9 protein-coding genes are annotated in these 12,032 nt (G+C 43.1%); 2 read left to right on the forward strand and 7 right to left on the reverse strand.

Annotated features, from left to right (window positions below):
- The first annotated feature begins 60 nt into the window (after nucleotides 1–60).
- A complete protein-coding gene (lldD, locus tag H9653_RS01070) occupies nucleotides 61–1,203 on the forward strand; it encodes an FMN-dependent L-lactate dehydrogenase LldD (protein ID WP_068408375.1) in 1,143 nt (380 codons plus the stop codon).
- A gap of 270 nt (nucleotides 1,204–1,473) precedes the next feature.
- On the forward strand, nucleotides 1,474–4,248 hold the full coding sequence (gene ppc, locus H9653_RS01075) for a phosphoenolpyruvate carboxylase (protein WP_191689809.1): 2,775 nt from the start codon (nucleotides 1,474–1,476) through the stop codon (nucleotides 4,246–4,248).
- A gap of 321 nt (nucleotides 4,249–4,569) precedes the next feature.
- Here the strand turns inward: ppc and H9653_RS01080 are convergent, their stop codons facing one another.
- From H9653_RS01080 to H9653_RS01110, 7 genes are all read right to left on the reverse strand, one after another.
- Nucleotides 4,570–5,619, reverse strand: coding sequence for a dipeptidase (locus tag H9653_RS01080; protein WP_180952532.1), 1,050 nt, complete (start codon nucleotides 5,617–5,619; stop codon nucleotides 4,570–4,572).
- Nucleotides 5,619–6,773, reverse strand: coding sequence for a pyrroloquinoline quinone biosynthesis protein PqqE (gene pqqE, locus H9653_RS01085; RefSeq protein WP_068407050.1), 1,155 nt, complete (start codon nucleotides 6,771–6,773; stop codon nucleotides 5,619–5,621). The genes H9653_RS01080 and pqqE overlap by 1 nt, the downstream gene beginning before the upstream one ends.
- Nucleotides 6,770–7,054 (reverse strand): pyrroloquinoline quinone biosynthesis peptide chaperone PqqD, encoded by a 285-nt coding sequence (pqqD, locus tag H9653_RS01090; protein WP_191689811.1) that lies wholly within the window; start codon nucleotides 7,052–7,054, stop codon nucleotides 6,770–6,772. The genes pqqE and pqqD overlap by 4 nt, the downstream gene beginning before the upstream one ends.
- The gene (gene pqqC / locus H9653_RS01095; protein WP_102076859.1) at nucleotides 7,051–7,809 is read right to left on the reverse strand and encodes a pyrroloquinoline-quinone synthase PqqC; all 759 of its coding nucleotides are present in this window, start codon (nucleotides 7,807–7,809) and stop codon (nucleotides 7,051–7,053) included. The genes pqqD and pqqC overlap by 4 nt, the downstream gene beginning before the upstream one ends.
- A gap of 21 nt (nucleotides 7,810–7,830) precedes the next feature.
- Nucleotides 7,831–8,742 carry a pyrroloquinoline quinone biosynthesis protein PqqB gene (gene pqqB, locus H9653_RS01100; protein ID WP_068407044.1) on the reverse strand — a complete coding sequence of 304 codons (912 nt, stop codon included), beginning with the start codon at nucleotides 8,740–8,742 and terminating at the stop codon, nucleotides 7,831–7,833.
- Between the two features lie 71 nt (nucleotides 8,743–8,813).
- Complete coding sequence (gene pqqA, locus H9653_RS01105; protein ID WP_082894360.1) at nucleotides 8,814–8,888, reverse strand: pyrroloquinoline quinone precursor peptide PqqA; 75 nt, start codon at nucleotides 8,886–8,888, stop codon at nucleotides 8,814–8,816.
- A 257-nt stretch (nucleotides 8,889–9,145) separates the two neighbouring features.
- Nucleotides 9,146–11,776, reverse strand: a complete 2,631-nt coding sequence (locus H9653_RS01110) for a membrane-bound PQQ-dependent dehydrogenase, glucose/quinate/shikimate family (RefSeq protein WP_087815443.1) — start codon at nucleotides 11,774–11,776, stop codon at nucleotides 9,146–9,148.
- Nucleotides 11,777–12,032: the final 256 nt, after the last annotated feature.

The following is a 12,032-nucleotide window of genomic DNA, read 5'->3' on the forward strand; positions in this document are numbered from 1 at the left end:
AATAAATAATTAGAGATTCAAAAATATTACATAGATATTTAACAGAATAAGGGCAAGCGTATGATTATTTCATCTCCAAACGACTACAGGGCTGCTGCCAAGCGCCGACTGCCACCATTTCTATTTCATTATATAGATGGCGGTGCTTATGAGGAATATACCTTAAAACATAATGTTGAAGATTTATCGAAAATTGCCCTTAGACAACGTGTACTAAATGATATGTCACTGCTTAGTCTCGAGACGCAGTTATTTAATGAAACTCTGTCTATGCCTGTCGCGTTGTCACCCGTGGGTCTGACAGGTATGTATGCCCGCCGCGGAGAAGTGCAGGCCGCTATGGCAGCCGATCAAAAAGGCATTCCGTTTACCATGTCGACAGTTTCGGTTTGTCCGATTGAAGAAGTAGCGCCTAAAATTAACCGTCCGATGTGGTTTCAGCTTTATGTATTAAAGGACCGAGGTTTTATGAAAAATGCCTTGGAGCGTGCCAAAGCGGCGGGGTGTTCGACCTTGGTTTTTACGGTAGATATGCCAGTACCAGGGGCACGCTACCGAGATATGCACTCTGGTATGAGCGGTAAAAATGCTGCTATGCGCCGTTACTTACAGTCTATGACGCATCCGCAATGGGCATGGGATGTAGGGCTAAATGGCCGTCCGCACGATCTGGGCAATATCTCTACTTATTTAGGTAAGCCAACAGGATTGGAAGACTATATAGGCTGGCTAGGTAATAACTTTGACCCCTCTATTTCTTGGAAAGATTTAGATTGGATTCGCGAGTACTGGGATGGGCCTATGGTCATCAAAGGTATTTTGGACCCAGAAGATGCCAAAGATGCGGTGCGTTTTGGAGCCGACGGCATAGTCGTATCGAATCATGGTGGGCGACAGCTGGACGGTGTTTTATCCAGTGCACGTGCTCTGCCTCCTATTGCCGATGCAGTTAAAGGAGAGATTAAAATTTTAGCCGACTCTGGTATACGTAATGGCTTAGATATTGTGCGTATGTTGGCTTTGGGCGCTGATATTTGCATGCTAGGGCGCGCTTTTATTTATGCTTTAGCAGCGGATGGCGGTGCAGGGGTAAGCAATTTGTTAGAACTGCTAGATAAAGAAATACGCGTCGCAATGACCTTGACTGGTGCCAAAACGATTGCTGATATTAATTCTGACTGTTTAGTAAAGCTGGAGAATTAAACTTGAAGCCGTTAGTTTAGTCATCAATCGTAATAATGAAACTCATAATATTGTTGGCTGACTAGGGATAGACAGATATACCATTACAGGAATGGCTGACCCAGTATCACCAAAAAATAAATGATTAATACATAAAGCTGACAACGTCTTGGCTGATGAGAAGCGAGAGCTTCGAGATCCACATAAACAGGTTAAATGGCTTACACCATAGAAAACCTACATTTAAGACCGCACGACTATATTTGAATGAATTTGATCAGGAGATCAAGGATGACTATTGATAACGACGTACTACGTGAACGCATCAGCTTATTAGGCTCATTTCTAGGAGAGGCGATTTCTCGGCAAACGGGCGAACAAACACTCAACACGATTGAAACCCTACGCCAAGGTTTTATCCAACAACGCCGTGAGCCTAACGACGCGAACCAGCAACAACTCATCGACTTCATCGCCTCGTTAGACAATCAAACCTTAAGAAATGTCATACGCAGCTTTTCTATCTATTTCTTCTTAGCCAATCTCAGTGAAGAAAACTACTTACGAGAACAGCGTCAAGCCTTACGTATGCAATCGGAGCACAGCTGGGAAGGATCGTTTCGTCGTACGCTCCTTGAGTGTCGTGAACGCAATATTGAACCTGCCCAAATGCAAGAGCTGATTGATCAGCTAAAATTTATACCTGTCTTTACCGCTCATCCTACCGAAGCGCGCCGCCGTACGACCATGAATCTATTGCAGAGTCTCTTTACTCATAGCGATGCCTTAAACAATCTTGCAGAAGACAGTTTCGCCTACCAGCAAGCGAAAGAACAAACGGCGCAAACGATTGATTTATTATGGTCATCTGATGAAGTGCGGACCCGTAAGCCTTTGGTCTATGACGAAATCAATAATGGTTTACACTATTTCAATGCCAGTTTATTCAACGCCATTCCCAAGGTTTATCGCAATATTAAAGACGCCATTGTTGATATCTATCCAGAGTTAACAGATTATCCATTACCTGCGTTCATGAGCTTTGGCTCTTGGATCGGTGGCGACAGAGATGGCAATCCCTTTGTCACTCATGACACCACAGAAATGGCAGTGCTGATGCATGCCGATGCCGTTTTGCGCCATTACCAAGTATTAATCAAAAAATTGCGTCGTGAACTTATTCACAGCGATACCATTATTGAGATTGCACCAGACGTTTATGCTCGTATAAAGGAATACGCCACTCTCGATCAAAAAGTATTCTATTATAATCCTGATGATTACAACAATGAGCCGTACCGAAGGTTGTTATCGATTATCCTTGCCAAAATAAAAGCGACCAATCGTCACATTCAAAGTAAAGGTGCAGACCTTGAAGCCGCACAAGATGCTTACGCCAACCCACAAGAGCTATTAGAAGATTTACGCATCATCCGAAAAAGTGTCAACACTCATGACAAAGCACATGGTGAAGGCTTATTGCTAGATATGATTCGTCTGGTCAAAACCTGTGGCTTCCATCTAGCAGCACTCGATATTCGTCAAGAGTCGTCTTATCATAGCGAGGTGATAGCCGATATTTTTGCCAATGCCTCTAATTTGCCAGACTATCAAACCCTTAGTGAAACCGAGCGCCAAGAGTGGCTCACGCGCTTACTTAAAAAGCCGGGCACACCGCTTATTTACACCGATAACTTGAGTGATAAAACACGCGAACAATTGGCTTTGATGAACTCTGTGGCCACCTTACGTAAACTGGTCGGACAAGATACTTTTGGCAGTTATGTTATCTCGATGACCAACAACGCCAGTCAATTACTAGAAGTATTACTACTGATGCGCTTTGCAGGCTTATGTAAGATTGACGATAAGGGGCAATTATCTGCTGACTTACCTGTCGCACCCTTGTTTGAAACCATCGAAGACCTTAAAAATATCGATAAGATTTTACCTACCGTCTTGGATAACCCGCTATATCGAGGGTTGCTACAACACTCAAATAACACCCAAGAAATCATGCTGGGTTATTCAGATTCATCAAAAGATGGTGGCATCATTACGTCTGCATGGCAGCTTTATAGCGCGCAGCAAACCATTAACCGTATCGCTGATGAATATGGTATCAAAACACGCCTGTTTCATGGGCGCGGTGGCTCTGTCAGTCGTGGCGGTGGCTCAACGCATAATGCAATTGCCGCTCAGCCCGCAGGGACACTGCATGGAGAAATTAAAGTCACTGAGCAAGGTGAAGTCCTTTATGCCAAATATGCCAACACCGATACTGCTGTATTTGAGCTTACCATGGGTATCACTGGTACGCTTAAAGCGTGCTCAACAAGATTTGTGGTGCAACCGCCTGAACTACCAAATTATGAAGCACTATTTGCGCGTTTAGCAGATGCGGGTGAACGAAGTTATCGTACGCTTACGGACCATACCGAAGGATTTTATCGGTTCTACTCACAGGTGACCCCTGTGCAAGAAATCTCTTTATTAAATATCGGCTCACGCCCCGCGCACCGTAACAATGGTCTGCCTAGTAAGACAACCTTGCGGGCGATTCCTTGGGTATTTGGTTGGTCTTTAGCACGCTTTACACTGCCTGCTTGGTATGGCGTAGGTAGTGCTCTTCATAGCGTTAAAGAAGACGAAGCTTTAATGAGAGAGATGAATAACTGCTGGCCATTTTTTAACGTATTTATTAGCAATATTGAAATGGCTTTTACCAAATCTGATATGAGTATTGCTCAGGCTTATAGCCAGTTATGTGAAGATGAGGGATTACGTGAAAAGATTATGCAAGCGGTAATCGATGAGCACGAGCTGACATTTTCAGGTTTAAATTCTTTGCTTAACCAGACATCATTATTGGCACATCAGCAAAACCTTGCCGCGTCACTGCAGTGGCGAAATGCTTATTTAGATCCGATTAATTATATCCAAATCGAGTTGTTGAAACGTGCCAGACAAAAAGACGCTACAGATAATGACGATGATCTTGCTGTTGAAGATCCATTAATACGTAGTATCAATGCTTTGGCAGCGGGTCTACGCAATACGGGTTAATTAATAGAGAATTACGTTCAGATATCTAACTTATGACCTAAATACATTGACTTCCTTTAATTAAATTAAGAAGGTTGAAAAGGTGTAAGGGTCAACTAATTTAGATGTGGGTGGGTTTCTATCGTCAGGCTCCCTAACTAAAATCTCCCGAATTTTTTTATACGGATTTGACGGTAGGGGTCAGTCAGCTACCAGCTATCGAGACGACCCGTATGTAACTTGGTGAAACAGATGCTTGATTATGCCACTACAGTCTATTAATTAGGCAGCAATTGAGACAAGATGTTAGAAAAAAATATTGCCTCTCAAAAAGCTCGATTATCACTGCCATATCCTATCCAGCACAGTGAACCAATTCTTTGACGTAATCTTTTCAATGAGTGGATCGGAGAAATGTCGTTGTTGCATGTGCTCAATCAGCATAGAGATTTGACTGATATCAGATAACTCATCTGGCAATAGACAACCATCAAAATCAGAGCCAAAACCGACGTGATCTTCGCCTAAATGGTCAACTAGATAATCAAGATGATCGACAATCACATCAACTGAAGTTTGCGTGTTGCGTTGACCGTCAGCACGAAGAAATGCAACATCAAAGTTCACCCCAACCATACCACCGCTTTGTTTAATGGCAGCCAGTTGCTGGTCAGTCAAATTCCTTGCTTGCTGACATAACGCGTGTGCATTAGAGTGTGTCGCGACAATGGGCTGATCAATAATCTCTAACGTATCCCAAAAAGCACGCTCATTCATATGCGACACATCGATTAGCATATGTTTTTCACGACACTTTAGAATGAGGTCTTTACCTTGATCCGTGAGACCAGATCCTGTATCGGGAGAATGAGGAAAGGAGGCATTTAAGCCATCACCAAAGAGGCTTTTTCTATTCCATAGTGGCCCTATACTTCTAAGACCTGCATCATAAAAAACATCCAATAACTCAGGTTTAATGGCTAAAAACTCAGCACCTTCCAAATGAAGGATGATGGCTAATTGCTGATTCTGCTGACAGGCTTGAATTTGCGCTAAAGACTTACAAATCTGAATCTGACCGTCTGATCGCGCCTGTAATTGTTGCACAAGTGCCAACTGTGCACAGCAAATATCCACGATTTTTTGCGGCTCAAAATCTAAGCCTGAGAGATTTGATAACTTGTCAGGATGGTTTTTTTTAACATAAGCGTAGGGCGGCAGGAAAATAGAAAATAAGCCGCCCATCCATCCCGCTTTCTGACAACGTTGTAAATCCAAATGTCCTGGTAGCGTACCATAAATGAAATCATGCACAGGATCTGCGGCTGCACTCAGCCACAGTCGGGTCAATAGGTCGTTATGTCCATCAAATATCACAGGCTGAGCATTCATTATTCATCCATTACCGTACGAGTAGGAATTAATTGCTCTTGACTCAATAGCTTTGAGTTTTTAGGGTTCCTAAAGCGTAACTCTTCAAAGGAAACTGGCGTTTCACTGTTTATACGCGCTTCCTCGATCAGATAATGATAAGGTGATTTGCCACACACAGGATCGGCATTTTTGGCATCCCCAGTCAGCATAAACGCTTGGCAACGACAGCCGCTGTAATCCCGCTCTTTATCTGGGCAGCTTTGGCACATGTCAGGCATCCAATCGTCACCGCGAAACTGATTAAAGCTCGCAGACTCATACCAAATATCTGCAAGTTGGGTGTTGCGTACGTTAGGGAACTGTATTGGTAATTGTCTGGCGGCATGGCAAGGTAGGGCTGTGCCGTCCGGTGCCACAGTCAAGAAAATCTTACCCCAACCATCCATACAGGGTTTAGGACGTTCTTCGTAATAATCAGGAACGACAAAAATGAGTTTACATTTGATGCCACGTTTTTCAATTTTCTTGCGGTGCTCATTGGTAATACGCTCGGCTCGAACCACTTGCGCTTTGGTTGGTAGTAAGCCTTCGATATTCTCAAATGCCCAACCATAAAACTGACAAATGGCCAGTTCAACGGTATCGGCTTCCAGCTCTAAGCACAGCTCAATAATCTGATCAATCTGATCAATATTCTGCCGATGAATGACAAAGTTGAGCACCATAGGATAGTTGTACTGCTTGACCAGACGTGACATCTCATACTTTTGTTCAAAGGCATGTTTTGAGCCAGCCAATGCATTGTTAACCGTTGGATCACTGGCTTGGAAACTGATCTGAATGTGGTCAAGGCCAGCCTCTTTTAATCGAGCAATCCGAGATTCGTTCAATCCCATGCCTGATGTGATTAAATTGGTGTAAAAACCTTTGTTATGAGCATAAGCGACCAATTGTTCTAAATCTTGACGAACGAGTGGTTCACCGCCAGAAAAGCCGAGCTGCACCGTGCCCATTTGCCGCGCCTGATCAAGAACATCGAACCATTCTTGCGTTGTCAGTTCCTGCTTATACTGAGCATAATCAACAGGATTAGAGCAATAAGGGCATTGTAATGGGCAGCGATAGGTAAGCTCAGCCAATAGCCATAATGGCAGTCCTACTGGCGCAGTCATACTAAATCAATCCAATGTTCACGTTGAGCCACCAACATATATTCGATAATGTCTTGCTCGATTTCAGGTATATCACCAAACATAGCCTTCACCTTTTTAATAATATCAGCAATGGGCGCTTGACCATCAATGTGTTGACCGATGATGCTGGCACTCTCATTTAATTTGATCATCCCTTCAGGATACAGCAACACATAAGCGTTCTGTGCAGGCTCAAACTGAAAGCGATAACCATGACGCCATACTGGGACGATAGAGTGATCTAGTTCAGGTAAACTCATTTGAACAATCCTTTATGCCAGACATTATCATCAGTGACGCTTTGGTAAGGGGCTTGATTATGGACATAGGCCAAGCTCAAAGAATCCAAAATGGTCCACAAAATATCCAGTTTAAATTGTAGAATCTCTAGCATACGCTCTTGTTGTTCAACTGTTTTGAATGAGTCGAGCGTAATGGTTAGGCCATGCTCAACATCGCGGCGGGCCTGACTTAAGCGCGAGCGAAAATAGGTATAACCTTGCTCTTTAATCCAAGGATAATGTTTTGGCCAAGACTCTAAGCGCGATTGATGAATCTGCGGGGCAAAAAGCTCTGTCAGTGAGCTGCTGGCTGCTTCTCGCCATGAGGTACGACGCGCAAAATTTACATAAGCATCGACTGCAAAACGTACACCCGGCAACACCAATTCTTCAGAAATCACTTGTTCGCGGCTAAGACCAACCGCTTCTGCCAGACTCAACCATGCTTCACGACCGCCACCATCAGGATACACGCCATCTTGATCAATCATGCGCTGAATCCACTCTTGACGCACCCGCTGATCGGGGCAATTCGCCATGATTGCCGCATCTTTCAAGGGAATATTGATTTGATAATAGAATCTGTTGGCGACCCACGCTTGAATCTGCTGTTGGGTCGCTTGTCCTTCATGCATCATGATATGAAAAGGGTGGTAAATATGGTAATACTGACCTTTAGCCATAATCGCTTGTTCAAAGGCCTCTACGCTTAGGGCTATTTTTTCTTCTTGCATTATCTTCATTTTGCTGTCGCCTTACAATTCAATCTGCATACCATCAAACGCCACTTCAACACCGTGTTGTTTCAATGTTGCAGCCTGTTCAGATTGTTCATTCAATATTGGGTTGGTGTTATTAATGTGGATCAATACCTTACGAATGTTTTTGAGCTGATCTAAATAGTGCAGTGATCCATCTTCACCACTAATGTGTAAATGCCCCATGTCTTGGCCTGTTTTTGTACCGACACCGCATTCTTGCATCTCACTGTCAGTCCATAAAGTGCCATCAATCATCACACAATCAGAGGCTTCCATAATCTGCATAATATCATCGTCAATTTTGCCCAAACCTGGCGCGTAAAAGAGTTGTTTTTGCGTTTTTAAGTCTTTTACAATCAGCGCAATATTATCGCCATCATGGGGGTTATTACGATGTGGCGAGTAGGGTGGTGCCGAGCTTCTAATCACCAAAGGCGTCAATTCTAAATTGCTAAAACCTTCAATATTAAAGGTCTGTTTCGGATCAATTTGGTGATATTGCAGGCCACCATTCCAGTGTTTCAACATATTGAAAATAGGAAACCCTGTCGTGAGATCTTGGTAGACCATCTCAGTACACCAAACAGGAATCGGACACCCTTCTCGCAGGGTCAATAGCCCAGTCGTATGGTCAAGCTGACTGTCCATCAAAACCACATTCGTGATGCCTGTATCTCTCAGGTTACGTGCTGGCTGTGCCGCCTTAAATTCAAATAATTGCTGACGAATATCAGGTGACGCGTTGAATAAAATCCAATCTATGCCATTCTCTGATATGGCTATCGAAGACTGGGTGCGGGTCTTTGCTTCAATTGTGCCTTGACGAACACCATGACAATTATAGCAATTGCAATTCCACTGTGGAAAACCACCACCAGCCGCTGAGCCTAAAACGTGAATATACATAAATCAATATTTCCAAAAAAATAAAAGCCCTAATCATCTAGGGCTTTTAATGTATTTAAGTCTAGTAAATTTTAACGCGCTTCAAAATACATAGTGACTTCGAAACCGATACGGATATCTTGAAAAGCTGGTTTAGTCCATTGCATAGGATTACTCCGGAAAGATCTCACTAGCTAATAAGTAAGATTAGTAAAAAGAATCTTTAATGGTATTCTAATCTAGCCCCTGCTGTCAAATCTGTAAAAAGACGGAAAATATTTTAGTTACGCAGTCTAACAGTAGTAATCAAACTATACTTATCTTGGCATATGCCACTGTTCATTGTAAGGTAAATTGGATATATGCCTTAGTAATAAAACGGCAATGAATCAAATCATTACCGCTTCATTAAACAGGTATGATGTTACTTGGCTTTGTCAGCAAGTTTATAAGCCATAACATAATCCCCAATAGTAGTACCAACTGAACCATGTCCACCAGCTACCAATACGACCATCTGCTCACCTTTAGAATTTAGATAAGTCATAGGCGTCGCTTGGCCACCTGCTGGAATACGAACATTCCACAATACATCGCCATTTTTTAAATCATAGGCGCGGAAGTTGTTTTCAGTAGCCGCTGACAAAAATGCTACGCCTCCTTTTGTGATGATGGGTCCGCCAATACCAGGAACACCCAGCTCAAACTTCAATGGAATAGGGGACAAATCTTGCACGGTACCGTTTCTACGTTGATAGGCAATCTCACCGGTTGCTAGGTCAGCACCCGCTACTGTGCCCCATGGTGGTTGCTGACAAGGAATGCCTAACGGTGATAAAAATGGTCCCAGCTCTACCGCGTAATCTGCACCTTTATTTTCATTAACTCCTTGCTCTCCTGTATTGGTTTCTCCCTCACCAAGATTGTCTCTAGGAATGAGTTTTGATGTAAATGCCAAATAAGTTGGCATACCAAACATTACGCCATTTTCAGGATCAACGGCGAGGCCGCCCCAGTTAAAGGTACCGAAGTTACCAGGATAGACCAAACTGCCATTCGTCGATGGTGGTGTATAACGACCATCATAATTGAGTTGGTTAAACTCAATACGGCACATCATCTGATCAATGAGGCTAGCGCCCCACATGTCTTTTTCTTTCAACATCGGCGGCTCAAAACTCAAACCAGAGTAAGGTTGCGTTGGAGCGACATGTTCACCTGCAACCAAGTAACCTTGCGGCGCGGCGCGTTCTTTGATCGGTACGATTGGCTCGCCTGTTGCACGATTCAATACATACACATCGCCTTGTTTGGTGGGAACAACCAGTGCAGGCTGAACACCTTCTTTGGTTTTTAAGTCAAGTAAGCTTGGCTGAGCTGGCGTGTCCATATCCCAAAGATCATGGTGAACAAATTGTTGAACCCAGCGCGCTTTACCTGTTTTAATGTCTAAAGCGACAACAGACGTCGCATATTTTTCTTCATCTGCGGTTCGATAGCTGCCTAATTGATCCGGTACACGATTGCCCATAGGGAAATAGACCAAACCAAGTTCTTCATCAGCGCTGGCGATCGCCCATGAGTTTGGTGAACTGGTTTTGTACATCTGAGTTGGATCATTGACATCGAAAGGCGCTGTGTTATCAGGATCTCCTGAATCCCAGTTCCATAGTAGCTCGCCAGTATTGACATCATACGCACGAATAACACCAGAAGGTGAATTGACGTCGTAGTTATCATTAACGGCACCTGCCACCACAATCGTATTGCCTACCACTATCGGAGGCGACGTTGAATAATAATAACCCGCTTGTTTAAATGGCATATTGTGCATTAAATCTAAAGCACCATCTTTACCAAAATCTTGACAACGTTGCCCAGTATTTGGGTCAAGTGCATATAACTTAGCATCGGAAGTTGGAATAAATATTTTTGCATCGCATTGCTTAGACGCGTTTTCAAAGGTATTACCAGCTACTTTCTGAACTGGTGTATGGCCGGTCTTGACAGTTGTGTTAGTCACAGCTGCATTATTGGTATTTGCGCCATTGATGGCATTATTACTATTTGTCTCATCATTAATAACTGGAGAAATACTATCAGTACCAGCTTGACCTGCATAATAGGACACGCCTCGACACGTTTGATGTTGGCGTTGTAGATTTTTTCCTACTTTGGGGTCAAACTTCCATAATGTTTGACCAGAGTCTGCGTCCAAAGCTAATACCCAGTTGTGTGGAGTGCACATATATAGGGCATTGCCAATCTTTAAAGGAGTTGCCTGATAGGTGGTCTCACCGATATCATTAGGACCTTTGACATCACCTGTTTGAATTTGCCAAGCAAGCTCTAAGTCTTTGACATTATCAGTGGTGATTTGAGTCAGAGGCGAGTAGCGCTGCCCATAGTCAGTACCACCATACGCGCTCCACTCACCCTCTGGCGTTTGCTCGCCATTTGATAACGGAACACCAAGATTTGTAGGTGTTGAATTTTGATCAGCACCATCTTTGGCAGTTAAATTGAGTTCACCTAACTTATCGGTGGCATTATTAGCCATACTACCAAAAGAGATCAGTGCGCCCACAACCACACTAGCCAGCAATCCCCAATAATAAATAGGGTTTTTTGAGTTATTTTTGGCGTCTTTGAAGGGAGTTGTAATAAGATTTTCGGAATGTAAGCTCGATGTACCATTAGCAACTAAATTTTTATCAGAGCTCTTTGATACTCGAGTTTTATTACCCTGCATCTTGTTAGATACCCATGGCAATAACATTAATAAACCAAATATCAGCGGAAAGCCCAAGCGAGTTGCCAGTGCCCACCAATAAAACCCAGATTCCCAAAGCGCCCAAGCCAGGGTCGCTATAATAAAAATAGTATAGAGCCCATAGGCGCTCCAATGTCTTTTAAATAGCAAGAATGCTGTGACAAGCATCGTAATGCCAGCAATAACATAGTAAGCGCTACCGCCTAACGAGAGTAAGTAGGTACCTCCAATAAGCAAAGGTGCGGCAAAAACCGCCATAATAATAGCTATGAATTTTTCCATGAGCGGAACCACCTGTTTATATAAAAGCAGATTGGCATGCAATGATGGACGACCAGTTAAAACTAGGCGTCCATCATTACATACCTATGTAATTAACAAATAAATCAAACGTCGAATAACGTTTTGGACTTTATTTTATCACTTATACACAAGATCAGTAAAGGTAAGGTAAGATAGGAAAAACTGTTTGGTAAGTGTTTTAGATACTAGGGCGTGTCTTCATTTTAAAAATGGTGATAAAAATGAAATAAATTGC

Source organism: Psychrobacter communis, assembly GCF_014836505.1.
GTDB lineage: Bacteria > Pseudomonadota > Gammaproteobacteria > Pseudomonadales > Moraxellaceae > Psychrobacter > Psychrobacter faecalis.